This is a genomic window from Lentzea albidocapillata, assembly GCF_000719115.1.
In the GTDB taxonomy this organism is placed as follows: Bacteria; Actinomycetota; Actinomycetes; order Mycobacteriales; family Pseudonocardiaceae; genus Lentzea; species Lentzea albidocapillata.
In genome coordinates, this window is record NZ_JOEA01000007.1 from 33,244 (window position 1) to 58,521 (window position 25,278).

Annotated in this window: 24 protein-coding genes; 9 read left to right on the top strand and 15 right to left on the bottom strand. The window is 68.9% G+C overall.

Annotated features, from left to right (window positions below; genetic code table 11):
- Nucleotides 1–52: 52 nt before the first annotated feature.
- Complete coding sequence (locus IG04_RS0111110) at nucleotides 53–817, bottom strand: GntR family transcriptional regulator (RefSeq protein WP_030476507.1); 765 nt, start codon at nucleotides 815–817, stop codon at nucleotides 53–55.
- A 192-nt stretch (nucleotides 818–1,009) separates the two neighbouring features.
- Between IG04_RS0111110 and IG04_RS0111115 the strand changes: the two genes are divergently transcribed.
- Nucleotides 1,010–2,245 (top strand): hypothetical protein, encoded by a 1,236-nt coding sequence (locus IG04_RS0111115; protein WP_051769580.1) that lies wholly within the window; start codon nucleotides 1,010–1,012, stop codon nucleotides 2,243–2,245.
- Between the two features lie 30 nt (nucleotides 2,246–2,275).
- On the opposite strand, the gene IG04_RS0111120 is transcribed toward IG04_RS0111115, so the two are convergent.
- From IG04_RS0111120 to IG04_RS0111135, 4 genes are all read right to left on the bottom strand, one after another.
- On the bottom strand, nucleotides 2,276–2,731 hold the full coding sequence (locus IG04_RS0111120; protein WP_030476509.1) for a macro domain-containing protein: 456 nt from the start codon (nucleotides 2,729–2,731) through the stop codon (nucleotides 2,276–2,278).
- 60 nt (nucleotides 2,732–2,791) lie between these two features.
- On the bottom strand, nucleotides 2,792–3,151 hold the full coding sequence (locus IG04_RS0111125) for a hypothetical protein (protein ID WP_030476510.1): 360 nt from the start codon (nucleotides 3,149–3,151) through the stop codon (nucleotides 2,792–2,794).
- A gap of 91 nt (nucleotides 3,152–3,242) precedes the next feature.
- Nucleotides 3,243–3,722 (bottom strand): SRPBCC family protein, encoded by a 480-nt coding sequence (locus IG04_RS0111130; RefSeq protein WP_030476511.1) that lies wholly within the window; start codon nucleotides 3,720–3,722, stop codon nucleotides 3,243–3,245.
- Nucleotides 3,719–4,045, bottom strand: coding sequence for an ArsR/SmtB family transcription factor (locus IG04_RS0111135; protein WP_030476512.1), 327 nt, complete (start codon nucleotides 4,043–4,045; stop codon nucleotides 3,719–3,721). The genes IG04_RS0111130 and IG04_RS0111135 overlap by 4 nt, the downstream gene beginning before the upstream one ends.
- Nucleotides 4,046–4,180: 135 nt before the next feature.
- Here IG04_RS0111135 and IG04_RS0111140 point away from each other — a divergent pair, with 135 nt between their 5' ends.
- Both IG04_RS0111140 and IG04_RS0111145 read left to right on the top strand, forming a co-directional pair.
- Complete coding sequence (locus tag IG04_RS0111140; RefSeq protein WP_030476513.1) at nucleotides 4,181–4,942, top strand: META domain-containing protein; 762 nt, start codon at nucleotides 4,181–4,183, stop codon at nucleotides 4,940–4,942.
- Nucleotides 4,943–4,950: 8 nt separating this feature from the next.
- A complete protein-coding gene (locus tag IG04_RS0111145; protein WP_144065202.1) occupies nucleotides 4,951–5,724 on the top strand; it encodes an META domain-containing protein in 774 nt (257 codons plus the stop codon).
- Between the two features lie 44 nt (nucleotides 5,725–5,768).
- On the opposite strand, the gene IG04_RS0111150 is transcribed toward IG04_RS0111145, so the two are convergent.
- Nucleotides 5,769–6,029 carry a hypothetical protein gene (locus IG04_RS0111150; RefSeq protein WP_030476515.1) on the bottom strand — a complete coding sequence of 87 codons (261 nt, stop codon included), beginning with the start codon at nucleotides 6,027–6,029 and terminating at the stop codon, nucleotides 5,769–5,771.
- A gap of 13 nt (nucleotides 6,030–6,042) precedes the next feature.
- Nucleotides 6,043–10,236, bottom strand: a complete 4,194-nt coding sequence (locus IG04_RS42500; protein ID WP_084400911.1) for an ALF repeat-containing protein — start codon at nucleotides 10,234–10,236, stop codon at nucleotides 6,043–6,045.
- Between the two features lie 300 nt (nucleotides 10,237–10,536).
- Between IG04_RS42500 and IG04_RS0111160 the strand changes: the two genes are divergently transcribed.
- Entirely contained in the window at nucleotides 10,537–10,953 is a 417-nt protein-coding gene (locus tag IG04_RS0111160) for a DoxX family protein (protein WP_036014367.1), read from the top strand.
- On the opposite strand, the gene IG04_RS0111165 is transcribed toward IG04_RS0111160, so the two are convergent.
- The 3 genes from IG04_RS0111165 to IG04_RS0111175 all read right to left on the bottom strand — a co-directional run bounded on the left by IG04_RS0111165 (nucleotide 10,934) and on the right by IG04_RS0111175 (nucleotide 14,359).
- The gene (locus tag IG04_RS0111165; protein WP_030476517.1) at nucleotides 10,934–11,620 is read right to left on the bottom strand and encodes a TIGR03089 family protein; all 687 of its coding nucleotides are present in this window, start codon (nucleotides 11,618–11,620) and stop codon (nucleotides 10,934–10,936) included. The genes IG04_RS0111160 and IG04_RS0111165 overlap by 20 nt on opposite strands.
- Nucleotides 11,621–11,629: 9 nt before the next feature.
- Nucleotides 11,630–12,820, bottom strand: coding sequence for an LCP family protein (locus IG04_RS0111170; protein WP_036014370.1), 1,191 nt, complete (start codon nucleotides 12,818–12,820; stop codon nucleotides 11,630–11,632).
- A 69-nt stretch (nucleotides 12,821–12,889) separates the two neighbouring features.
- Nucleotides 12,890–14,359 (bottom strand): LCP family protein, encoded by a 1,470-nt coding sequence (locus IG04_RS0111175; RefSeq protein WP_245815921.1) that lies wholly within the window; start codon nucleotides 14,357–14,359, stop codon nucleotides 12,890–12,892.
- 195 nt (nucleotides 14,360–14,554) lie between these two features.
- Here IG04_RS0111175 and rfbB point away from each other — a divergent pair, with 195 nt between their 5' ends.
- Entirely contained in the window at nucleotides 14,555–15,541 is a 987-nt protein-coding gene (gene rfbB / locus IG04_RS0111180; protein WP_030476520.1) for a dTDP-glucose 4,6-dehydratase, read from the top strand.
- Nucleotides 15,542–15,545: 4 nt separating this feature from the next.
- Entirely contained in the window at nucleotides 15,546–16,394 is an 849-nt protein-coding gene (rfbD, locus tag IG04_RS0111185; protein ID WP_030476521.1) for a dTDP-4-dehydrorhamnose reductase, read from the top strand.
- 237 nt (nucleotides 16,395–16,631) lie between these two features.
- On the opposite strand, the gene IG04_RS0111190 is transcribed toward rfbD, so the two are convergent.
- From IG04_RS0111190 to IG04_RS0111205, 4 genes are all read right to left on the bottom strand, one after another.
- Nucleotides 16,632–17,738 carry a glycosyltransferase family 4 protein gene (locus IG04_RS0111190; RefSeq protein ID WP_030476522.1) on the bottom strand — a complete coding sequence of 369 codons (1,107 nt, stop codon included), beginning with the start codon at nucleotides 17,736–17,738 and terminating at the stop codon, nucleotides 16,632–16,634.
- Entirely contained in the window at nucleotides 17,739–20,225 is a 2,487-nt protein-coding gene (locus tag IG04_RS0111195; RefSeq protein WP_030476523.1) for a glycosyltransferase, read from the bottom strand.
- Nucleotides 20,226–20,228: 3 nt separating this feature from the next.
- A complete protein-coding gene (locus IG04_RS0111200) occupies nucleotides 20,229–20,780 on the bottom strand; it encodes a hypothetical protein (protein WP_144065204.1) in 552 nt (183 codons plus the stop codon).
- A 70-nt stretch (nucleotides 20,781–20,850) separates the two neighbouring features.
- Entirely contained in the window at nucleotides 20,851–21,753 is a 903-nt protein-coding gene (locus IG04_RS0111205; protein ID WP_245815923.1) for a glycosyltransferase family 2 protein, read from the bottom strand.
- A 20-nt stretch (nucleotides 21,754–21,773) separates the two neighbouring features.
- On the opposite strand from IG04_RS0111205, the gene IG04_RS0111210 reads away from it, so the two are divergent.
- From IG04_RS0111210 to IG04_RS0111220, 3 genes are all read left to right on the top strand, one after another.
- Complete coding sequence (locus tag IG04_RS0111210; RefSeq protein ID WP_030476526.1) at nucleotides 21,774–22,745, top strand: glycosyltransferase family 4 protein; 972 nt, start codon at nucleotides 21,774–21,776, stop codon at nucleotides 22,743–22,745.
- 80 nt (nucleotides 22,746–22,825) lie between these two features.
- On the top strand, nucleotides 22,826–23,953 hold the full coding sequence (locus IG04_RS0111215) for a glycosyltransferase family 4 protein (protein ID WP_030476527.1): 1,128 nt from the start codon (nucleotides 22,826–22,828) through the stop codon (nucleotides 23,951–23,953).
- A gap of 21 nt (nucleotides 23,954–23,974) precedes the next feature.
- Nucleotides 23,975–24,829 (top strand): glycosyltransferase family 2 protein, encoded by an 855-nt coding sequence (locus IG04_RS0111220; RefSeq protein ID WP_173849961.1) that lies wholly within the window; start codon nucleotides 23,975–23,977, stop codon nucleotides 24,827–24,829.
- A gap of 20 nt (nucleotides 24,830–24,849) precedes the next feature.
- On the opposite strand, the gene IG04_RS0111225 is transcribed toward IG04_RS0111220, so the two are convergent.
- A complete protein-coding gene (locus IG04_RS0111225) occupies nucleotides 24,850–25,236 on the bottom strand; it encodes a hypothetical protein (protein ID WP_030476529.1) in 387 nt (128 codons plus the stop codon).
- Nucleotides 25,237–25,278: the final 42 nt, after the last annotated feature.

The following is a 25,278-nucleotide window of genomic DNA, read 5'->3' on the forward strand; positions in this document are numbered from 1 at the left end:
TATAGAACTTGGCTTCGACAGTGAAGCGCAGTTCTATATAGAAGCGCAAGTGTCAGTCCTGCGACGTGAACTTGTACTCGAGGATGTACGCCGCTGAGTCGAGAACCATCTCGTTGACCTCGACTGGCTGGTCATCGGCCGTGTACGCCGTCCGCACGATCAAGATGATCGGCGTGTCCTGAGTGATGTCGAGAGCCCTGCGCTCGGCTTCGCGCGGCATGCGGACCCGCAACTCCTCGCGGAATCTGACCGGCTCGTAGCCCAGATCCCTGAGCCTGGCGTAGGCACCGCCCTCGCCCGTGTTGATCTCGTTGATCGCGGATCCCGCGACCAGTGCTTCCGGGTAGTAGGACGTCGCGAGCTGCACCGGCTTGTCGTCGACCACGTAGGTACGGCGCCGGACGACCACGCGGGCGCCCTCGTCGAGGCCGAGTACCTCGGCGATCGAGGTAAGCGGGAGTTCGACGTCGACAGCGACGTTCTCCGTCCTCGGGCGAGTGCCGATGTCAGTCGCCCAGATCGGCTGGCCCGAGCCCCACGAGTTGCTTGCCCGCAACCGGTCTGGCGACACGCGCCTGATCGGCTTGAACTCGCGAACGAACGTTCCCGACCCGCGCTTCGCGACGATCAGGCCTTCGGTCTTCAGTACATCGAGGGCATGGCGCGCGGTCAGTTGCGCGACGCCGTATCGGCTCGTGAGGTCGTTCTCGCCCGGAACCTTGCTGCCGGGCGGAAGCTCGCCGGAGTCGATCTGCCGCCGGAGGTCGTCCGCGATCTCGCGATAGCCAACCCGCCCTGGCTGGGCGTTGTCGGTCACGAGCTACCTCCTCGGCGGGTGCTTGGTTCTGTACAGCGACCAACCTACCTGGCGCGTGTGGGACGACTTGGAAGCCTTGCAGACGAGACGAACGACTGCCGCTCGGCTCGGCTGCACGCCCGACGAGCGGCTGGTGCACGCAGGGGTAACGCCTTGTAGCAGCCACACGATCTTGGTCGCGTGGCCACAACGATGCGTACGATCAACACCGTCTGCTACCGGATGCTCCGCTTCACGAGCGAATACCGTTGGACGTTGCTCGGCCTGATCGTCGTGGTGGTCGGTGTCGTGTCAACCTTCGTCACGATCCCGGTCGGTGTGCTGGTCGTGGAGGCCCTGCTGTCGATCCTGCTCATCGTGCTGGAGGTGCGCAAGAACGTGCGCGAGGCCAGGAAGACCGAGTTTCTGCCAAGGCCGAACGACGGGTTCGAGGACGTGACCAGCCGGCTGGTGGGAGACGAGAGCGTCCGCGTGCTGGCCACACAGGCAGGAACGTTCATCCACGATCGGCACACCAGTGCTCGGATGAGGTCGCCCGAGCAGTATGTGCGGCTGGCCAGCCGGTCCTACGTCGCTCCCTCGCAACTGCAGCCTCACGCGCGAAAGTTCCTCAAGTACGTGCTGGGGAGGAACCCGCACCGGTTCAACGGCCCCTGCGTCGGCTGGAACACCAACTTCACCGACCCGACGTGGGCGAGCCGTGACATCGAAGTGGTCGCCGGCAACCACTTCGGCTTCGTGCAGTCCGATGAACTGTCCACGTGGGACGTTGAAGTCGAAGGCCGGGTGCTGCCGGAGTTCGGCCGGTCGCTGTTCGTCCAGCGAGACGGGCGCATCCGGAACTTCCGCGACAGCTGGCTGTTCAACCTGATCGGCGCGTCGACGGTGGCCATCACGACCGACGGCAGACTGGTCGGCACGATGCAGGCGGAGACGAACATCTCCAGCCCGAAACTGCTCGCACCCAGCGGTTCCGGCAGCGTCGAGCCGAAGGACTTCAACGGCGAGCAACGGCTGACACTGGCACAGCTCGGCATCAACGCCGCCACGAGGGAGCTCACCGAGGAGACCGGCATCGAGCCCGAGGAGATGGCGCAGTCCTATCTCCTCGGCTACGGGAGGTGGCTCGACATGGCGGGCCGCGGCGAGCTGCTGTGCGTCACGTTCCTGAACATCGACTCGCATGCTGTGAAGCAGAAGCGCATCAGGCGGGCAGAGCTGACCTACACCGCGAGGACGGTCTCCCTGCGGTTCGCCCAGTCCTTGTCCCAGTGGGATCCGGCCTCGCCCGCCGCGATGTTGCCGCTCGAGCACCGCGCACGCATGTCGGTGCCGCTGGGAGCAGCGCTGAGCCAGCTTGCCGATGAAGGTGCGCAGGCACGCTCCGCCGTGCGTGAACGTTTGCTTCGACTGGAGATCGGGCCGTAGGTCAGCGAACCGGAGCCGCTGCCGCAGCCGTCACAACCCCAGCCGCACAGCGTTTTCCGGGCGGTAGACCAAGACGGTCGCGTCCAGCGGCCCGAGCTTCGCCGCGATCAACGGCTCCACGTCGGCCCACGAGAGCCCGCCCAGCCCGGCCCCGAGCGGCGGCACCGCCACCGACCGCAGACCGAGCGAGTCGATCACCCGGACCAGGTCGTCCAGTCCGGAAGCCACGTCGGACAGCTTCGAACGCGACCGGAAGTGCCCCTTGGTCGGAAAGCTGATGAAGCACCGGTCCAGAGACACCACGTGCACCTGCCCCAGCCGCACCTCTCCGGCAGCGCAGGCGGCTGCGTAGGCCGCGAAGTAGCCGGGGAAGCGCTGCTTGAACTGCAACGCCAACCCCTTGCCCATCACGCCGACGCAGTTCACCGCGTTCACCAACGCGTCGACATCGGCGTCCAACAGGTCGCCGGAACCCTGCACGATCACGAGCCATCCCCTCGGTGGTGTCCCGAAACCGCATCATGCAGGACACCACCGACAAGATCGCTAACTCGAAGCCACGCAGGTGCCGATCGCCTCGCCCACAGCCCCCTTGGCACCCAGCACGCAAGGCGAGGTGGCGGTCAGCGACTTGTCGGCGAGCTGCTGCGAGAACGCGATGGCCACGTTCGCCATCCGCGTCAAACTGCCGCTGTCCCTGGCCGCCTTCACCGCCGCGGAACGGGCTTCCTCGGTCGTGCAGGACAGGTCCGTGCCGAACTTGTCGACGCGTGGCAGCCACAGGGCCTTCGTGCCGGACGCGCACGGGGCGACTTCCCAGCGGGTGCCTGGGGCTGCGTGAGCGAGGGGAGCGGACAGCACGGCGAAGCCGAGCATGATGGCCAGAGCCACGAAGAAACGTCCCATGCGCCCGAAGGTAACCACGAATCCGCAACCCGACCGGGGGAAACGGTGCCACAAAAGGTGATTACGCAGGGAGAACAGCCACAGTGGACTGTCAGAGCGCAGCCAGGATCTCGCCCAGGCGCTCGTAGCTGCGTCCCGCGCCGTCCGACATGCCGGACGCCAGCACCGCGTCCCGCGCTTCCTGCGACACCAGGCGCATCGTGGTGGTCATCGTCGTGCGGCCGTCCTCCTCGACGAGTGAGACCGTCGTGATGGCCGGTGGGTAGTCCTCGAAGATCTCCGTGTTCGCGAGGCGAGAGTGCGGCGTGACCTCGGTGTATTCGCCGTGCATCTCGAACGCGCCGGAGCCGTCCGGCTGCGCCCAGCCGTAGCGCCACTTGCCGCCCACGCGCAGGTCGACCTCGCAGATCGGCATCTCCCAGCCGTCCGGGCCGAGCAGCCAGCGGCGCAGCAACGAAGGCGTCGTGAAAGCCTTCCACACCAACGAAGCGGGGGCGTCGAACGTGCGCGACATCGCGATCTCGGTGTCCGACGGGAGGGTCACGGTGGTGCCGAACTTGGTGGTGGTCATCGGTCCGTCTCCTTCATCTCGGTCAAGAGTGCGTCCAGGCGCGCGTAGCTCGCATCCCAGAAGCGGCGGTAGTTCTCAGCCCACACGGCAACCTCCTTCAGTGGTGTCGCGTCGAGCTGGCAGGGACGCCACTGGGCCTCCCTGCCGCGGGTGATCAGGCCTGCCTTCTCCAGCACGCGCAGGTGTTTGGAGATCGCCGGGCCGCTGATGTCGAACGGCTCGGAGAGCTCCTTCACCGTTGCCGGTCCCTCGGTGAGCCGCGCGAGGATCGCCCGGCGGGTCGGGTCCGCCAGTGCGGCGAAGGTGGAGCTCAGCTGGTCCATCTCGTACCTAACCACTTGGTTATCTAACCTCTGGGTTAAGTAGAGCGCCGGCCGCGTTGACTGTCAACCCCCCTAGGAGCCTCTACGACCTCGCCTTCGGGCAACCCCAACGCCACGACGTTCCGTCCTACCTACATGAGCTACCGAATCGCGCTCGCCGTCCTGCTCCTGGCCGTCACCACGGCCTGTGGCAGCCCCTCCGCGGGCCAGGGCGCCGACCTGCGGGGCAAGGTGTACGTCTCGTCCTCCGTGACCGAAAAGGGCCAGCCGCGCGCCATGGTCGAGGGCACGCGGGTGGAACTGAGGTTCACCGACGACGGCAGGCTCATGGCCAACGCCGGCTGCAACCAGATGCAGGGCCCGGTGCAGCTCGACGACGGCAAGCTCTCCGTCGCCGATCTCGGCATGACCGCGATGGGGTGCCCCAAGCCCGAGCTGCACCAGCAGGACGAGTGGCTGTCGAAGCTGCTCAGCGCGACACCGTCCTGGAAGCTCGACGGCACGAACCTCGTGATCACCGGCTCGAACGCCGAGATCGTGCTCGCACCGGAACAGCCCGCCACCCTGGAGGGCACCTGGACCGTCAACAGCCTTGTCACCCAGGACGCCGTCTCGTCCGTACCTGCGGGCGTGAAGGTCACGATCACCTTCAAGGGCGGCAACATGCTCGTGGACACAGGCTGCAACCTGAACGGCGCCGAAACGCCGTACGTGCTGGACGGCCAGACGATCAAGGCCAAGCTGGGGGCGAGCACCCTGAAGTCGTGTGGCCCGGTGGACGAGGTGGAGAACGCCGTCCGCGCGACGTTCGAGAACGGCGAGGCCACTCACGAAATCGATCGCGCCACGCTGAGCCTGACCAACGCGTCCGGCGCGGGCCTGAAACTCGGGAAGTAGTGCCGCACATGGGTTCCCGGATTCTCATCGCCGTCGTCCTGCTGGTCACCGCATGTGGATCGGCTGGGGGAGGAGGGAACGGCGTGCAGGGCAAGGTGTTCACGTCCACGTCCGTCACCGAACAGGGCCAGCCGCGCACGTTGGTCGCAGGCACGAAGGTGGAACTGAGGTTCACCGCCGACGGCAGGCTGCTCGCCAACGCCGGCTGCAACCAGATGCAGGGCCCGGTGACGCTCGACGACGGCAAGCTCACGGTCACCGACCTCAGCACCACCGACATGGCCTGTCCCGCCCAGGGCCTGCAGGAGCAGGACGAGTGGCTGTCCAAGCTGCTCAACGGGAAGCCGTCCTGGAGGCTCGACGGCCCGAACCTCGTGCTTACCGGAGCGAACGCCGAGATCGTGCTCGCGCCGGAACCCCAGGCGCCGCTGGAAGGCGTCACCTGGACCGTCGAAGGCATCATCACGAAGGACGTCGTGTCGTCGGTGCCGGACGGCGTGACGGGCACGATCTCCTTCAAGAACGGCTTCATCTACGTGCAGGGCGGCTGCAACAGCGGGTCGACGGACGTCACGGGCGCCGAGAAGTACGAAGTGGACGGTCAGAAGATCACGTTCGGCAGCAGCCTCACCACGACCGCGATGATGTGCGACGCGGACAAGATGAAGGTGGAGGGCGCCATCGCCGACACGCTCGAACTGGGCGAGGTCACCTTCGAGATCGACCGCGACACCATGACCCTGATGAACGCCGAAGGGTCCGGCCTGAAGCTCCGGACATGACGGAACCGGGCCGGGCGGAGTGCCCGGCCCGGTTCACGGGTGGATCACCAGCCGTCGCGCTCGCGTGCTTCCGCGGTCCGGCGGGCCTGGGTCGCCTCGAAACGCGTGGCGTCCTCCTCGCTGATCTCCACGACCTCGTAGTCGTCCCGGCCTGTCCTGATGCGGTCCATCAGATCGGTGCGGGACCACTTGAGGTCGATCTTGAAGCTCTCCGCGAACTCACCACCCACGCGCACCACGGCGAACGGGTCGTCGAGCGTGTCCGGGATGCCGATCAACGCGTAGTACCTGTACTTCCTGGCCATCGCTGTTGCTCACCTACTTCGGTTTTCCGACCCACTCGAAGTCGGGGATGCTCAGGAACCCCGGCGAGACCTTCACGTCGGCGAAGAGCAGCGCCGACTGCGCCTTCGCGAAGTCCACCTCCAGCCGGGTGAGACCGGGGATGCGGGTCAGTTGGTACCACGGGTGCTCGATCGTTTTCGCGAGCAGGCTGCTCTCCGTGTGGAACTGCATCTCGAAGAGGTGACCGGTCTCACGATCGCGCCAGGTCGTGTTGACGCCTTTGTACTCGTGGACGTTGGCGCTCTTCAACCAGGCGTTCTTCACCTCGACCTTGTCGAAGTCCACCTCCATCTGCCTGATGGCCGACTCGACGCCCGCGACGTAGGCGGCGTCGTCCAGCACGATGGTGTACCGGACGCTGTCGTTGATGTAGGGGAGGATCTTCGACATGTCAGGCTTCTCGGCGTACTTGCCGGCGACCTTGCGCTTGAGCGAGTCGACCGACTTGAGGGCCTGGTTCTCGCCGTACAGCCGGCCGGTGTCCACCTTGCCGGCGAGCGTCCTCATCTTGGGGGTGAGGTCCGCCTCGAGCTTCACCGCGATCTTGCGGAAGTCGTTCACGGCCGTGTTGGGGCCTGCTTCCAGCCTGAGCGGCTGGCCGAACTCCTCCGCGGTCCAGACGCCGGTGACCTTGTCCTCGACGCCCTCCACGTTCTTCGCCGTGTCCGGCGGCTCGATCTTCTCGATCTTCTCGAACTTGAACTTCGCGCCCTCGATCTTGGCGAGGCCGTTCTCGATGGTGATCTGCAGCTCGGTCGCTTTCGGGTCCTTCTCGATGCGCGCGACCGAACCGTCCAACTTGGACAGATCACCCTCGGCGGCCAACTCGACGTCGCGAAGCTTGTAGAGCCTGCCGTCGAGGTGCACGAACCCGCCGGTCAGCTTGGCCACGCCGTTGTTGACCGCGACCTGCAACCGGTTGATCTGGGCGAAGTCGCCGGGCAGCCGGTTCGGGACGTTGTCCGAGACCTTGATCAGGAACGTGCCGAACTCGCCGACGTCCTTGGCGATGATGGCGGTCGCCCGCCTGATCGTGTTCCGGACGGCGTTGAGCGCGCCGGACAACGCGTTGCCGCCCAGCGGACTGGTGACGACGGTCGCCAGCACGTCGAACATCGACAGGCCGAACGCCTTGCCGGGGTTGTCGTGCCAGACGTCGAGGTGCACCAGCTTGTACGGGTTCTGGGCGACGTCCTTGAGGCCCGCGACGATCTGCGCGCAGGACGCGACCATCGCCTGACCGCCGATGTTCAGGCAGTTGCCGAGCGTGACGATGCCCTGCCAGGTGTTCTTCGCGCCCTCGACGAAGCCGTCGACGGCGTTCTTCGCGAACTCCCCGATCTTCCGGGTGGCGTCCTCGAAGTCACGGCACGCCTGCTGGTCGCCGCCCTGGCAGTTGATGCCCTTCGCGATGTAGTTGCCGGTGCCGTTGATGCCGTCGAGCCAGAGCTCGGCGTACCGCACCTGCATCTCGACGCAGCCCGGCGCGAGCGGCGAGATCCCGCACTGCAGCAGCTTCCCGAGGCCGTCGGTGAACTGCGCGTTGAGCTCGTTCTGCTTGCGCTGGGCGTCCTCCGCGGCCTTCTTCTGCGCTTCCTCCGCGCGCTTCTTGAAGTCGTTGAACTGGTCGAGCGCCGCGCCGACCTCGTCGCTGAACTTGTGGATCGACGCCGTGGCGTTGATCGCCCACCGGTGGATCTGCTCGGCGGCGGCCGCGGCCTGACCCGCCGTCTGCGCGGCACTCGTCGCGACGGCCGCCGCGCTCGCCGCACCGACGGCGTCCGCGCGCGCTGACGACGCGTGCTGTGACGCGGTGTTCGCGGCGGCGTGTGCGCCCGCCGCGAACTGCGTGGCCGCGTTCGCCGCGGTGGTGGCGGCGACCGCGTCCTCGGCGGCCTGCTGCGCCGACTTGGCGGCACGGGCAGCGGCTTCGTAGGCGGGCTTGACCTCGGCGATCGCGCGGTCCGCCGCGAGAGTGGCGTCCTGTGCCGCCTTCTGTGCCTCGGCGGCCTTCTCCTGCGCGGCGCGGGACTGCTCCTCGCCGATCAGCAGTGCCTTGGCGGCCAGCGCCAGCGCCTTGCGGGCGTCGGCGTTGATCCCCGCGTACGGCCTCGCGACGAGGTCGGTCATCCGGGCCGGATCGATGATCAACGAGGCGGACGCGGCCGCCGCCGCTGCCGCCCGGTCGGCGATCGCGGACTGCCAGACCGCCGAGTTGGCCTCGGAGATGGCGGCTTCCGCCTCGTACTGCGTCTGCTCGGCGGCGGCCATCGTGGCGATGGCGACGTTGGCCGCCTCCATGGCCAAACGGTTCGCGTCGTCCGCGGCACGGCGGGCGGTCACGGCCTCCTGCTCGGCACGGTTGGCGGCCGCGCGGGCGTCCTGGGCCGCCTTCGCCGCCTTCTGCGCCTCGGCGGCCGCAGCCGCGGCGGCCGACTGGGCACGGCTCGCCCACGCGGCGGAGGCGTTTGCCTCGGCACGGGCCCTGCCCGCCGCCTCCGCGATGTCCTTCGTCGCCTCGTCGGCGTCCTTGCCCGCCGCGATGGCCTCTTCGCGTGCCTTCTTGAGGCCCGCCTCGGCCTGCTCGGCGAAGGTCATCTGGCCCTGGCAGACCGAGGTCGCCGTCTTGAGCTCACGGCCGGTGCGCTGGACGGCCTCGATCGTCTCCTGCTCGCGCACGCCCGCCTTGACGGCGTCGTTGCGCGCGCCGACGGCGGCCTGCGACCTGCTGACCGCGTTCGCCGACGCGGACTGCGCGGCGAGGCGCTGGTTGCGTGCGTTGACGGCGTGCTGGCGTGCCTTGGCGGAAGCGGCCTCCGCCACCCGCTTCTGCTCCGCGGCCTTGTCCCGCGCGGCGGTCGCGATGCCGAGCTGCACGCGGGCGGCCGTGGCGAGAGCGGCGGCCTGTTCGGCTCCGCGTTCGGCTTCCTGCCGGTACTTCTTCGCGTTCTCGGCGTGCTCCTGCGCACCGGCGTTCGCGTCCAGCGCACGGCTGTCGGCCAGCGTGGCCTCGGCGGCGTGCTGCGAGGTCTCGGCGGCCCTGGCCGCGGCCTCCACGGCGGCACCGATGGCGATGGTGACCTTGGCCCAGTCCGCGCCGTTGGTCATGCCGGTCTCGACCAGTTGCACGCCCGCGTTCTGCGCACGGGCAGTCGTTCCCGCGGAGTTCAGTGCGGTCCGTGCCGCCCTGTTCGACCACTCCGTCGCCTCGGCGCGCAACGCGTCGATCTCCGCCGCACGGCCCCGCTGACCGTGCGCCCGGCCGGGCTTGTCGTCGCGGTGGATCTCGTCGGCCTTGTGCGCGGCCCTGGCGGCCATATTCAGCGCCAGCGTCACGTCGTCGAGGTTCTTGACCGCGTCGATGTTGGCGCGCAGGATTTCCGCCCGCGCGTTCGCCGCCTTCTCGGCACGCCGTGCGTGCGCCTCCAGGTCGGTGATCGCCTTGTTGCGGTCGATCAGCGCCTGCTCGATGACGGCCTGGAAGTCGTGGTCGCGCTGGTTCGCGACGTGGTATCCGGTGAGGTAGAACTCGCGGATCAGGGCGTAGTCACCGCGCAGGAGCAGCGGCGTGCCCTCGATCTTGACCTGCGGGCCGCCCATCTCGACCATCATCCGGACGCGGGCGATGATGCGGTCCCGCTCGGCCTTGTCGTCCTCGGCCTGCTGCTTGTCCCGCGTCAACGCGATCTCGTAGCCGTACGCCACGAAGTCCCTGATCGCGCGGTCGCCGGCGTTCAGCGCCGCCTCCGCGCCCGCCTTGACGTTCGGACCGCCGGTGCGTGCCCACTCCACGACCTTGGCGCGGTTCTGCGCGGCCTCGACGCGCTTGCGCTCGTCGGCCTTGGCCCTCGCCTCGGCTTCGCCGTGGTCGAGGAACCAGAGCAGTTTCTCCTTGGTACCGACGGCAAGCGCCGCCGCGGCGGCCTCGCGGACCTCGACGTCCTCGGCGTGCTCGGCGATGTCCTGCACGAGTTGCTTGTAGAACTCGTGCTCCTCGTCCACCGGATCAGCCGGCGGCGGGTCCTGGCTCTGTTGCGTGAGCACGGGCGCAGGCGCGGCGACGGCGGGTGCGACGCCCCCGGCCAGTGCAAGCAGGACCGCGACGATCACGGCCGTGCTCGCTCTGCGTCGCCACCAGGCAGCGCTGAACTCTCTTGCGTCTCTCACTCGTCACTTCCCCCAGACAGGTGCGGATCACGGGCACGCTGAGGGAATGGCTGCCGCCCGCGGACGCGCGGGCACGCGCGGTCGACGCCTCATTGAATCCCCCCAGGAACCACGATGTGGCACGCGTTGTTTAACACGCAGCACACCTGGCCTGTTCAACTGCGCCGCCGCGCCGACCTGCGAACCTAACGACTCGCTGTTGGCTTCCTGTCGAAATCATGAGGTTGTTCAAAGCTGTACTAGTTTGGGTTCGAGGCTGAACGACCTACAGCCGAACGACCGGATCGGGGAGCAAACATCATGGTCAAGGACGTCGCCGCACTCATCGGGCGCATCGCCGTCGGCATCGTGTTCGTCGCGCACGGCTGGCAGAAGTTCACCGAGTTCGGCATGGCCGGCACCGCCGGGTCGTTCGACAAGATGGGCGTGCCACTGCCGTCGTTGTCCGCGTGGTTCGCCGCGTCCGTCGAACTCGCCGGTGGCCTCGCGCTGATCGCCGGGGTGGCGTTGCCGATCGCCGGCATCCTGCTCGCCGCCGACATGCTCGGCGCGTGGCTCCTCGTCCACCTGCCGAACGGCCTGCTCGGAGAGGGTGGTGCGGAACTGGTGATCGTGCTCGGCGCCGCCGCTCTCGCGCTCGGCTTCAACGGTGGCGCCTACGCGCTGGACCGCGTGCTGTTCAAGAACAACAAGGTGCTCAACCCAGCTGCCGCGTGACCTTCTCGCTCTCCCGGCGCGCGGCCAGCAGGCTCGCGTCGGGATTGCTCACCTGCACGAGTGAGCCACCGGCCGCGAGCGCGGCCAGAAAGCCTTCCAGCACAGCGGAAGGCGAGTCCCACTCCAGAGTGGACAGCACGCGCGGTTCGGAGCCGAGCGCGGTGCCCAGTTCGCGTGCCTGAGCGACGACTTCATCCACAGTGGACTCGTCGAGTGCCGGCGTCGAGCCCGCGACCGGTGCCCACGGCATGAAGTCGTCGCCGTGCACGCGTACGTCGTCGGCGTAGTCGACCGGCGCGCCGGAGCCCAATCCCATGGGGTGCAACGAGGCCACGGCCACGACGTCCGCGTCCGCCGTGCCGCCGGGCGGCACCACGGCCACCTTCGCATCGGAGAAGCCCGCACCGACCACGCGGGCGCCGCACCACCAGGCGCCGAGCAGCAGGCCCACGGTCTGCCAGTGTGCGGGCAGCAGCACCGCCACCGGGTCACCGGGCTCGACGTCGTGCTCGTCGCGCAGCCAGTTCGCCGTCTTCGCGGCCCAGTTCTTCACCGTCGCCCGCGAGAGTTCGATCCGCGTGCCCGCCGCGTCGTCGTAGTGCGTGATCAGCGGACGACCCGGATCGGCCTTCAGCAAGGGCGTGAAGAGGATCTCGGTCACGCTCACGCGGCACTCCTAGTCGACGCAGGGCACATCCTGTCGGGCGGCTGCGACAGCGTGCGCGCCGTCCAGCGAGAGCAGCTTTTCAGGACCGAACCGCGACGGGATACCCGGGGTCGTCGACGAGGGAGCGGGCTTCGGGGTCTCGCCGATCAGCTGAGCCACCCACGCCTTCACCGCCTCGCGGTCGACCGTCACGATGCTCTGTCCGCGCTCGTTGCGGCCGTCGATGCTCGTCACCGGGATCGTGGCGAACTCCACGTTGCCCGTCGCGAGGCCCTGCGCCTGCGTCGCCAGCGTCGCGAGGTCGAGCTTCTGGTCCACGACGACGGACTTCGAGACCGCGTCGAGCAGTCCGCTCATCTTGCCCGGATCGGTGAACGTGCCTGCCGACAGCAACTGCTTCATCGCCTGCGACATGAACACCTGCTGCCGCGCGATGCGACCCAGGTCACCACCGGGCATGTTCCGCTGCCGCACGAACGACAGCGCGTCGCCGCCCGAGATCGTCTGCGGGCCCGCGCGGAAGTTCGCGCCGGAGTTCGGGTCCGACGTGCCCGCCTTCAGGCACACCTGCACGCCGCCGATCACCTCGGTCAGCAGGTAGAAACCGTAGAGGTTGATCTCCGCGTAGTGGTCGACGCGCATTCCCGTCAGGTCCTGCACCGTCTGCACCAGCGCCTTGCGCCCGGCCTCGTCCGACTGGCGTTCGCGTTCCTGCTGATCGCTCACGCCCTCGGCCTGCAGCCGTTCGGCGGTCAGGTACTTGACCGCGCCGTACGCGGAATTGATCTTGTCCTCGCGGTAGCCGGCGATCGGGACGTACGTGTCGCGCGGAATCGAGATCGCGCTGGCCTTGCCGCCGTTGCGGGGCACGCGCATCACGATGATCGTGTCGGTGTTCACCGTGTCCGTGCCCTCGGTGCGCAGCTTGCGCAGCACGTCCTCGGGAAGCGGCCGGCCCTGCGCGTCCGTCCGGCTGTCGCTGCCCACCAGCAGGATGTCGATCGCTCCGTCCTCGACCGGCGGCGAGTTCGGGATGTCTTCCAGCACCTGGAGGATCTGCGTGGTGTTGGTGTTCTGCTTCACCAGCCGCAGCGCGGTCCAGAAGTAGCCGGAGAACACCAACGTCGTCACGGCCAGTAGCGCGACCACCGTACGGCCTGTGACCCGTGCGGTTTTCTTCGCGCGTGCGGCAGTGCTCAACGTCTGACCCTCCGTGGACTGGACTTGCGTGCTCAGCGTAACTATCGGAAGAGCGTTACGCCGGGGGTTTCAGTTCACACAGACCAGTCCGCCCGCCGTGATCGGCGGGGTGCTGCTGGAGCTCGGGGCCGTCGACGTGCCGGGAACGCCCTGCGGATCGATGTCGGAATCGTCCTGCGCCTGATAGTCGCCGCCGACGAAGACCTGAATCTGTCCCTTTCGGACGGACGGGTCCTCCTCGACGCCCACGCCGGGGCCGAGTTCCGCGGCGACCTTACGCGCGGAGCCTTCCTCGCCGGCCGCGTACCGCACGACCGTGGTGTCGCTGTTCTGCACGGCCGACGCCACCGGGCCGCGCTGGAAACCCTTGGCCGTCAACGTGTTCATCACCTGCGACGCGAGACCCTGCACACCCGCCGCGTTGTAGACGGCCACGGTGATCGCGGAGTTCGGCGGCGCGGGCAGGCTCGTGCTCGTCGTCGGCGGGGTGCTCGACGTGCTCTTGTCCGAGGCGAGGCCGGTGAGGAACTTGCGGACCTCCGCCGGGTTCACCGGCAGCACGTTGCCGTCGCTGTACGTGTCCGTCGGGTCGCCCACCGGAATGGTCTTGAACTCGAAGTTGCCGCCCACGAGGCCCTGCATCTGCTCGGCGAACGTGGTGATGTCCCAGCCGGAGCTGAGGATCACGGACTTCTGCACGGCCTCGACGAGCCCGTTGAGCTTGCTCGTGTCGGTCAGCGTGCCGGTCGACAGGACCTTCTTCGCGAGGGCCCCGATGAACACCTGCTGGCGCACGATCCGGTCGAGGTCGCCGCCGGGAAGGTTCTGGCGCTGCCGCACGAACGACAGCGCGGCCGCACCCTCGATCGTCTGCTGACCCGCCTGGAAGTTCGCGCCGGAGTCGCGGTCGGAGGTGGGCTCGTTCAGGCACACCTCGACGCCGCCGATGGCCTTGGTGACCTCGTAGAAGCTGGCGAGGTTGACCTCGGCGTACCGGTCGATGCGCACCGCGCCGCCGGACATGCCCTCGATCGTCTTGATCAGCGTCTTGCGGCCGGCGGCCATCGACTCGGTGCGGATGCGTGCCTCGTCCGTCACGCCCTGTGAACGCAGCTCCTGGTCGACCGTGTTGCGCTGGCGGGCGAACGCCGAGTTGAGCTTGTGCTTGCCGAACCCGTCCGCCATCTCGACGTAGGCGTCGCGCGGGAACGAGATCGCGACCGCGCGCGTCCCGTCGACCGGGATGTGCACGAGGATCATCGTGTCCGTGTTCTGCTCGCCGTCGGGGATGCCGCCGTTGAGCAGGGCCAGCACTTCGTCCGACAGCGGGTTGCCCTGCGCGTCCGTGCGGCTGTCCATGCCGACCAGCAGGATGTCGACCGCGCCGTCGAGCGGCCTGGGCCCCTGCTTGCTGAGCTCGTCCGAGATGACCTCGGTCTTCACGATCCCCTCGTTCGCCGTGCGCAGCTTGTTCCAGCCGTACGACGTGACGAGAAGCACAGCTGTCGAGACGAGGGCCACGAAGATCTTCCCTGTCACCAGGAAAGCGCGAAGGGCCGCCGATGGCCGGTTTCCGACCACACTGACCGGCAGACTCCTGCCTTCCACAGCCGTTTCCTCCCCCACCACACTGAGTTTAGTCGTTTATAAGTCACACGACGTGACGTTGCTGTGGGTTGCAACGATCAGGTAGGTGACAGACTGCTGTAGGGGTACACCACGGGAGGAAATGGCATGCGCGTACTGGTGACAGGTGGGGCCGGTTTCATCGGCTCGCACTACGTGCGGGAGTTGGTGAGCGGGTCCTACCCGGCGTTCGCCGGTGCCGAAGTCGTGGTGCTCGACAAGCTCACCTACGCGGGCAGCGAGACCAACCTCGCGCCGGTCGCGGGCAAGTTCGAGTTCGTCCAGGGCGACATCTGCGACGCCGCCGTGGTCGCCGAGCAGATGCGCGGCATCGACGTGGTCGTGCACTTCGCGGCTGAGTCGCACGTGGACCGGTCCATCACGGGATCGGCGGACTTCGTCCTCACGAACGTCCTGGGCACGCAGACGCTGCTGCAGGGGGCCCTGAACGCGGGCGTGGGCAAGTTCGTGCACGTCTCGACGGACGAGGTCTACGGCTCGATCGAGGACGGCTCCTGGACCGAGACGCACATCCTCGAACCGAACTCCCCGTACTCGGCCTCCAAGGCCTCTTCCGATCTGCTCGCCCGTGCGTTCCACCGCACTCACGGACTGCCCGTGAGCATCACACGGTGTTCGAACAATTACGGGCCGTACCAGTTCCCCGAAAAGGTGATCCCGCTCTTCGTCACCAATCTGATCGACGGCAGGAACGTGCCTCTCTACGGCGACGGCCTGAACGTCCGTGACTGGCTGCACGTGGCCGACCACTGCCGCGGCATCCAGCTCGTCGCCGAGGCCGGCCGGCCGGGTGAGATCTACAACATCGGCGGCGGCACCGAGCTCACCAACCGCGAGCTGACCGAGAAGCTGCTGGAGGCGACGGGCCGCGACTGGTCGGCCGTCGAGCCCGTGCAGGACCGCAAGGGCCACGACCGCCGCTACTCGGTCGACATCTCCAAGATCGCCTCCGAACTGGGCTACGCACCGCGGGTCGACTTCACCGTCGGTCTCGCCGACACGGTCGAGTGGTACCGCGAGAACCGCGCCTGGTGGGAGCCGCTCAAGGAGCGCGCCGCGCTGGTGAAGGGCTGACCCGGTGATCCTCGTTCCCGGCGGTCGTGGCCAGCTCGGCCACGACCTCGCTGCTCTGTCCAGTGACGTCCGCGCGGTGTCCTCTGCCGAACTGGACGTGACGACGGTGACGGCCGCCGACCTGGCCGGCGCCTCCGCGGTGATCAACTGTGCCGCGTACACCGCCGTCGACGCCGCCGAGACCGACGAGGAACGCGCGTTCGCGGTCAACGCCGTCGGCCCCGGCCTGCTGGCGCAGGCGTGTGCTTCCCTTGGCATCCCGATGATCCAGGTCTCGACGGACTACGTGTTCTCCGGTGACGGAGAGCGGCCGTACGAGACGACGGACCCGGTCGGCCCGAAGTCCGCGTACGGCCGCACGAAGCTCGAAGGCGAACGCCGCGTGCTGGATGCGGGCGGTTACGTCGTGCGCACCTCGTGGGTGTACGGCGTGAACGGCTCGAACTTCGTGAAGACCATGGCAGCGCTGGAATCCTCGCGACCGACTCTGTCCGTTGTGGACGACCAGGTCGGCTCGCCGACGTGGTCGCACGACCTGGCCGCCGGACTTCTGGAGCTGGCGTCGGTGCTGCCCTCCGAGCGGTTGCTGCACGCGACCGGCGGCGGTGAGACGACATGGTTCCGTTTCGCACAGGCGATTTTCGAGGAGCTCGGCGCCGAGCCCTCGCGCGTTCAGCCCTGCACCACGGCAGACTTCCCGCGCCCCGCACCGCGACCCGCCTACTCGGTGCTGTCGGGCGCTGCGTGGGCAGCGGCGGGACTAAGCCCTTTGCCGCACTGGCGCAGCGCCCTTTCGGAGGCATTCCGGGCAGGGGTGGTAGCTCCCCGTACCGGTGCTGCGCCATTGGAGTGACCGGTCTGGCACGGTAGTTCCAAATGCGGGACCCTTTTCGGCATGTTCGATTCCGGGCGCAAACCTCAGCGTCCCGCGACAGAGGATTCCGATCGGCAGCGCTTCCTGAAGTGCGTTGCCGTTGTCACGGGTTCGCGGCAGGTGTCGATGGGCCAGCTCGACAAGCGTTCACCGAGGCCGCACTCTCGGTGAAGTCGTTGGGGCGTCAGGGTTTCCTGACGCCCTCCAGCGCGCACGTCAGGCCCGGCTGAGCCGGTACGCCTCGACCGTCTTCTCCGCGCACCGCCGCCAGGTGAACCCGGACGCGTACGCACGCCGTTCGGACTGCGCCTCGGGGGTGGTCGGCGCCGCGACGGCCTGAGCCAGGCCGTCGGCCAGGCCCTCGATGTCCCCGACCGGCACGTGCAGCGCGTGCCCACCGGCGACCTCGCGCAACGCGGGCACGTCCGAGCACACCACAGGAACGTTGCAGGCCAACGCTTCCAGCACCGGCAGCCCGAAACCCTCGTCCCGCGACGGCAGCACCAGAGCCGTGGCGCCCGCCACGACCGACCGCAGGTGCACGTCCGGCAGGTAGCCGGTCCGCAGCACCCGGCCGTCCACGCCGGCCCGGCCCGGTCCGACGATGACGAGCGGCGGCAGCGACGGATCGGACGCGTGCGCCTTGATCAGGTATTCGAGGCCCTTGCGCGGCCCGTCCGCACCCACGAACAGCAGGTACTCCGAACCCAGCCCCAGCCGGCCGCGCAACGTCGGCGTCGGCGGCCGCGAGGCGAACCAGGCGGTGTCGACGCCCAGCGGCGTCACCATGATCTTCTCCAGCGGCACCGAGAACCGGTCCGCCACAACGGAGGCGACTGCCGCCGTCGGCGTGCAGATCACGTCCGCCCGCTGAGCCGAAAGCCGGACCAGCTCAGGCAACCGGCGGTCCGACGGCGGGAGGTCACCGGGCGCGTCCAGGAACGCGAGGTCGTGGATCGTGACGACCTTGCCGGCCCGGATCGTCGGCGGCAGCACGAAGTTCGTGGCGTGCATGACATCGGTGAACCCGGCCAGCATCTCGACCGGCGGGAACGGGGCGCGCAGCCACATCTGGCGCAACGCCCGTGCCGAGACGGGCAGGCCGCGCGCCGTCACGTCGTGCGGCAGCACCGTCCGCAACGCGCGCCAGCCGCGCAGGGTGAACGCCACCGCTCGCACGTCGACGTAGTCCGCCATCGACGCCAGTTCTTCGGCCAATGCCGCTGTGTAGCGGCCGATTCCGGTGCGGTTGCCGAGCAGGGGGGTGCCGTCGAGCAGCACCCTGAGGGGCCTGTCTTCTCGGGATTTGCGGGATCTCGCCATTTACCTGCCACCACGCGCGATTTTCCGCAGACGCCCCGTCGCCCGCTTGGCCAACTCGGTCGGGCCACCCGCGTCCAGGTACTCGCGCACCAGCAGCAGGTCCCGCTTCACCTTGTCCCCCGTGCTCAGCTCCGGTGTGCGCACCATGGGAGCCGAGCCGGGCAGACGGTCCGCGGCGGGCCTGGGGTTGCGGCAGAACTCGGCCAGTGGCGCGAGTGCCGTCTCCCAGGTGAACCGTTCGCGTACGACGGCGATGCGCTCACGGCACGCGGCCGCGAACTCCTCGTCGTAGAGCACCTTCTCCAGTGCGTCGGCCAGTGCCTCCGGGTCCTCCGGTGGCACGACGACGCCCAAACCCTCCCGCAGCACCAGGTCCGCGAACGAGTCGCCGGACGTGGTGACGATCGGCAGTCCCGCCCACAGGTAGTCGAGCACCCGCGTGCGGAACGCGAACGTGGTCTCCACGTGTTCGTAGTGCGTGGTGACACCGCAGTTCGCGTCGAGCAGCCAGTTCTGCCGCTCGGTGTAGGGCACCCACCCGTCGTTGAAGAACACGGTCTCGCCGGTCAGCCCCAGCCGGGCGGACAACGCCCGCGTCTGGCCGGCGATGTCCATGTCCGGGACCTCGGGGTTCGGGTGCTTCATGCCCAGGAAGTACAGCTTCGCGGACGGCTGCCGCCTGCGCAGGTGGTCCATCGCCTCGATCAGCGACAGCGGGTCGAACCAGCTGTAGACGCCACCGGCCCAGATCACGACCTTGTCCGCGTCCGTGACGCCCGGCACGACGCCCTTGATCGCCGGGCCGGTGCGCTGCGGCGGCTTGCCCGACAGTCCGAAGGGGACGATCCCGAGCAGCGACTGCGTCGTCGGGTCGTTGTCGTACAACGTCGGCGTGAGCCTGCCCAGCGCGGCAAGGTGACCCAGCCAGAAGTGCCGCTGCCGTTCCGACGCGCACAGGAAGAAGTCGCCGCGTTCGAGCTGTGTGTTCAGCACCTTCGTGACGGCCGCCAGGTCGAGGGCGCGCCTGTCGTCCGGCTGGTCCTTGCCCTGTTCCAGCAGTTCCAGGTGCATCGGGTCGTACATGTCGCAGACCACGATCTTGGTCGACGACAGCTTCTTCAGCTCTGTGACCATCTCCAGCGCGTGGCCCTGCAGCACCACCACGTCCGCCCAGGCGACGTGCGGCGGCAGTTCCTTCGGCCGGGCGCGCTCGATGCCGAACGGGGCGTCGGGCGGAGCACACAGCGGGTTCGTCGTGACCAGCCGCACCTGGTGCTCGCCGGACAGCACGTCGGCCATGTGCCAGGCCCGGATCGCGGGACCCGCCATCCGGTCCGAGATGGCGTCGCCGGTGATCACCAGGATCTTGCGCGGCTTGCCGAACACGTCGTCGAGACCGAGGACGTCCACCAGGATGTCGTGCGCGGCGAGGTAGCGCGGCAGGGGATAGGCGGGCTCCAACGCCTTGCGCATCAACGGAACGATGTCGGTGTCCGAGAGCCGGCGGGCGGCCTGCTCGATCTTGCGCGACTCGGCCAGCGACGGCATCAACTCGACGAACTGGTCGATCGCGAGGAACCCGGCGAGCGCCTGGCGCGACATGCCGACGGGCTCGCGGTCGGCAGCGGGGTCGGCCGGGCGGCGGGTGATCTCCAGCTGCGTGGGGTCGATCTCACCGCGCGCCGTCGCCCGGCGCACGCACAGCGCGAGCGCGGCCGGCAGCACCTTGGTCAGCGTCTCGTCCGAGAAGTTCTTGTACAGCGACATGAGCGCGTTGCGCTCCAGCAGGTACAGCTCGCGGCTGTGGTCGATCGAGCTCATCGACGCGTGGTGGCGGTGGAACGTGAGCGACGCCGGTTCGTAGCGGACCCGCCAGCCGCGCAGGTTGAGCCGCCAGCCGAGGTCGACGTCCTCGTAGAACATGAAGAACCGGTCGTCGAACCCGCCGAGCTCGCGGTAGACCTCTGCCCGTACGAACAGCGCCGAGCCGGTGCCGAACAGCACGTCCTTGGGGCCGTCGTGGCTGCCGTCGTCGTCCTGACCGGCGTGCCGCTTGTAGCCCATGCCGAACCAGGTCAGCCCGCCGTCGACGAAGTCGATCTTCTCGCCGTCCCAGTCGAGGACCTTGCTCGCGACCGAGGCGACCGCCGGTTCGGTGTGGAACACCCTGATCGCGGCCTTGATCCAGTTCCGGTCCGCGCGGGCGTCGTTGTTGAGGAACGCGAGCACCCCGCCCGTGGCGTGCTCGACGCCGAGGTTGCAGCCGCCCGCGAAGCCGAGGTTCTCCGGCGAGGTGACGATCTTGACGCCGGGCAGCGCGGCCTGCAGCCGTGCGGTGTCGTGCGCCTCGTTGTCGACGACGATCACCTGGAGCAGCTCTGCGGGGTAGTCGACGTCGGCCAGTCCGCGCACGCAGGTGATGGTGTCGTCCGCACCGCGGTAGTTGACGACGACGACGGACACGACGGGCAGTGAGGCTCGATCCACGCGCTAAGCCTGCCTCATCACTCTGCGCGCCCGCAGTGTGGTTGCACAGATCAGGAGCAAGACGACAGCAAGAGGCACCCCGAAGACCCACTCCGCGGACCAGTCGTTGCGTTCGGCGAGCAGTGGCCGCATCAGCGGGTACCGCAGGACGGTGGCCGGACCGGGCTGCATCCTCTTGTCCTGCTCGCCCCGCACGACGATCCGCAGCTCGGCGCCGTCCGGGCAGGTCACGAGGTGCGCGAAGATCGGGTTGTCCGGCCCCGGGACGTCCTCGACGCCGGTGATCACGCACGTCTGAGGTGTGGCGAGGACGTCCATCAACGCACGGTGACCGTCGCCCACGAGCACCGCTGTGCCGGGGATCACGACCATGAACGCGGGCAGCATGAGCCAAGCCGGCCCGAGCTTGCCGACGCCCCACGCGAACGCCAGCGACAGCAGGCAGCACGGCACCAGCACCGCGAGCTCGTACCGCTCGGGCACGACGGCACCCAGCAGGACCGCGGCGGCGACGGCGACGAGCCCGATCACGATGAGTGGTACTGGCCGCCTCACGGTTGCTTCCTGATGTTCATCGTCCCGGGGGACGCCTGTGGGTGGCAGGAGGTTCCATCGCCGCGGGACATCAGCGGCCGGCCCAGTCCCGCCAGACGCTTGCGCGTGAGACCTTCGTCCTGATTCCGAGGCGCTGGACGAGCGTCACCGGCAGTCGGAGCAGCACCTCCGCCAGCACGCGGGTGCGCAGTCCGAACCGGAAGTTGGCCGCGTCCGGGACGTTCCCGCGCAACGGCAGCAACGCCGTGATCACCAGGAACCGGGCGAGCTGGGTGAACGCCGCCGAGGCGGGCGCACACCGCAGCAGCATCAGCAGCCGGTTGCGTTCGTTCCAGCGATGGAAGAGCGCCGAACCGGGACGCGTGCTGGCGCCGTGCCGGTGCCGGACCCGCGCCGGTCCGACCGAGATCACCCGGTGGCCGGCCAGCCGCAGCCGCCAGGCCGTGTCGGTGTCCTCGTAGTAGCAGAAGAAGCTCGCCGGGACACCGCCCACGGCCTTGAGTTCCGCCGTCCTGAGCAGCGCCGCGCCACCGCAGAACCCGAACACCTCGCGGCCGGCGAGCACGACGTCCCTGCCGTGGCCGTCCGCCGTCAGCGCCACGCCGACGGACTGCGTCGAGCCGTCCATGAGCAGGATCGACGAGGTGGCGGCGGCCGCGCCGGGCTCGCCGTCCAGAGCGCTCTCCAGTTCGGTGAGCCACGACGGGTCCGGTGCCGCGTCGTCGTTGAGCCACGCGACGTACGGGGTGTCGACCATGCCGAGAACGGCGGCGAGCCCGCCCGCGTAACCGCGGTTGCGGGGCAGCCTCACGACCTCGTGTCCGCTGATCAGCTCGGCTGTGCCGTCGTCGGACGCGTTGTCGACGATGATCGTCCTATGAGGACTCTTCTGGGCCTTGAGGGCGTCCAGGCACGCCGTGATGTGGTCACGGCCGCGCCACGTCACGACCACCACGGTGCTGACTGCCGACACGGCGTGAGACGGTACGCGACGTGCCCGAGCTAGTAGTGCTGACCGAGCAACTGAACGCCCCGGTCCCCGGCGGGACCGGCCGCTACACGGCGGAGTTGCTCGCGGCGTTGGGGGAGAACGCCCCTCCCGGCTGGACCGTGACGACCGCGGCGACGGCCCGCGCCGACCGCGTGATCAGGCTGCCGCGCCGGGCGCTGGTGGCGTTGTGGGAACGCGGCCTGCCGCCGAAGCTCGGCCCGCACGTGCACGCCCCGACGCCGCTCGCGCCGCTGCCGGGTGCCGTCGTCACCGTGCACGACGTGGTGCCGTGGACGCACCCGGAGACGCTGACTCCGCGCGGGGTCGCCTGGCACCGCAAGGTGATCGCGCGCGCTGCGCGTGAGGCGCGCGCTCTGGTGGTGCCGACGCAGGCCGTGGCGTCTCAACTGGCGGAGTGCGTGCGTGTGGAAGTGCCGGTGCACGTGGTGCCCAACGGCGTGACGCGGCTGGTCGGCTCACCGGCCGATGACCTGCCCTCGTCGTACGTGCTCGCCGTCGGCACCGTGGAGCCGCGCAAGGGCTTCGGGTTGCTGGTGCGGGCGACCGAACGGCTTCGGGTGCCGCTGGTCGTGGTCGGGCCGCAGGGCTGGGGCGACGTCGACCTGCGCGCGCCGCACGTGACGTTGCTCGGCAGGGTGTCCGACGAGCGGCTCGCCTCGGTGCTGGCCGGTGCCTCCGTGCTCGCCGCGCCCAGCCTGGCGGAGGGTTTCGGGCTGCCGGTGCTGGAGGCGATGGCCGCCCGTGTGCCCGTCGTCCACTCCGACGACCCGGCTCTGGTGGAGGTCGCGGGCGGCGCCGGCACCGTCGTGCGGCGTGGCGACCTGGCGTCGTTGACGGAAGGTCTGCGCGCCGTTTTGGCGGATCCTCGTCACACCGTCGAGGCCGGGATCACTCGCGCGAGTGAGTTCACCTGGGCAAAGACGGCACAGGGGGTGTGGGGCGCACACGCTTGACGATCGGATTGGTGCATTCCCGTTAAACGCATTAGCGAATGACATTACGCTAGCTGATCGTGCCGACCGCCGAGCCCAGCGTGCTGATCGACGCCACCGCGATCCCCGCAGACCGTGGTGGCGTCGGCCGTTACGTGGATTCGCTCGTCGCGGCGCTGGACGCGGACGGGACCAGGCTCTCCGTCGTCTGCCAGCCGCGCGACGAGGACCTGTTCACCAAGATCGCGCCGAACGCCCGCGTGATCCGCGCCGCTGACGCCGTCGCCACCAGGACAGCCCGGCTGGCCTGGGAACAGACGACACTGCCGCGCCTGATCCGCACCCTCGGCGTGGACGTGGTGCACTCACCGCACTACACGCTCCCGTTGGCCGGCAAGGCCGCCTCGGTCGTGACGCTGCACGACGCCACCTTCTTCACCGACCCGGTGCTGCACTCGTCGGTCAAGGCCCGCTTCTTCCGCGCCTGGACCCGAGCGTCGTTGCGGCGCGCGGACCTGTGCGTGGTCCCGTCGCAGGCGACCGCCGACGAACTGGTGCGCGTCGCCGGGGCCGACCGCCGCGTCCTGCACATCGCCCAGCACGGCGTGGACACCGAACGCTTCCACCCGCCGTCACCGGACGAGGTCCTCGCGGTGCGCCGCAGCCTGTCACTCGGCGACGCGCCGTACGTCGCGTTCCTGGGCGCACTGGAACCGCGCAAGAACGTCCCGGCGCTGATCCGCGGCTTCGCCCAGGCCATGGTGGGTCGCGCCGAACCGCCCGCGCTGGTGCTGGCGGGCCAGCCCGGCTGGGACAGCCAGGTCGAGCGCGCCCTGGACTCCGTCCCGCACCGCATCCGCGTGATCCGCGCCGGCTACCTGCCGTTCGAACAACTGGCGGGCTTCCTGGGCGGCGCCCAACTGGTGGCGTACCCGTCTCTGGGCGAGGGCTTCGGGCTGCCCGTGCTGGAGGCCATGGCCTGCGGCGCCTGCGTGCTCACCACCCGGCGCCTGTCACTGCCCGAGGTGGGCGGCGAGGCCGTCGCGTACTGCGGCGTAGGCGCGGGCGACATCGCCGCCGCGATCGCCGACCTCCTGGACGACCCGGCCCGCCGTGCTTCGCTGGCGGCCTCGGGACAGCAGCGAGCCAAGGACTTCTCGTGGGCCGTCAGCGCCGATCGCCACCGCCTGGCCTACGAGCGCGCGATGCTGGTGCGTAGCCGACGCTGAGTCGTCGCTAGGGTGACGCGCGTGAACTACGGCGACGGACTTGGTGTCGTGACGGTCACGTACTCGCCGGGCGAGACGCTGGCTCCCTTTGTGGACACCCTTGCGAAGGCCACCACCCGTCCGGCGCAGGTGGTCCTCGCCGACAACGGGTCCACCGACGGGGTGCCGGAGTCCGTTGCGGCTTCGCATTCCCACGTCACTTTTCTGCCCACCGGCGGCAATCTGGGGTACGGCGGCGGCGCCAACCGCGGTGTCGCGGCGCTGGGTTCCGACGTCGGGTGGGTGCTGATCTCCAACCCCGACATCGAGTTCTCGCCCGGCAGCGTGGACGCGTTGATCGACGCGGCGCAGCGGTGGCCCCGGGGTGGGATGTTCGGGCCGCTGATCCGGGAACCCTCCGGGGAGATCTACCCGTCCGCCCGGTTGTTGCCCTCGCTGGGACGTGGGGCCGGGCACGCGCTCTTCGGTGCCGTCTGGAAGTCGAACCCCTGGACTCGGGCCTATCGGCAGGAGAAGGCTCCGGTCGAGCGTTCCGCCGGGTGGTTGTCCGGGTCCTGTTTTCTGATGCGGCGTGAGGCTTTCGACTCCGTCGGCGGGTTCGACGAGCGGTACTTCATGTACTTCGAGGACGTCGACCTCGGGGAGCGTGTGGGTGCGGCCGGGTGGTTGAACGTCTACGTGCCCGATGCCGAGGTCACGCACATCGGGGGACACTCGACCGCCCGGTCTTCGGACCGGATGTTGAAGGAGCACCATCGGAGTGCTTACCGGTACATGGCTGACCGGCATGCCGGGATGTTGTGGGCGCCGTTCCGGATGGCGTTGAAGGCCGGGCTTGCGGCGCGGGTGAAGATTCTCACTCGGAAGTCCCGCTGATCGGCGGGGCTCCGGGCCCTCTACATGTCGCCGCTCAGCCGTTGCGTCAGCGAGTTGCGGGACTGCTGGTGGTTCGAGACCGTCGGGATCAGGCCCGGCCGGACCACCTGCGTGATCTCCGCGTCATCCGCCGGGGCCTGTTGCTGCGGCAGCGGCTGCGTCGGCATGGGCTGCTGCGGTGCTTGGTGCGGTGGTCGCTGCGGCTGCTGCTGGCCCATCTGGGCGGGCGCGAGGATCATGGTCGAGTCCGGGTCTCGGCGTGGGTCCACGGCGTTGACCAGCGAGCGAGGGATCTGTTGGGTGTCGGAGCTGTCCATCGGGGACGTCATGTTGTCCGGCGTCACGATGTTCCGCCCACGTGCACGGGCGCGGGCGAGCATGGCGTCGGCCCGGTCGCGGGGGTCCATGTCGGATTTAGCTCCTTGCCGGGACCAGATCCCATCTGACGA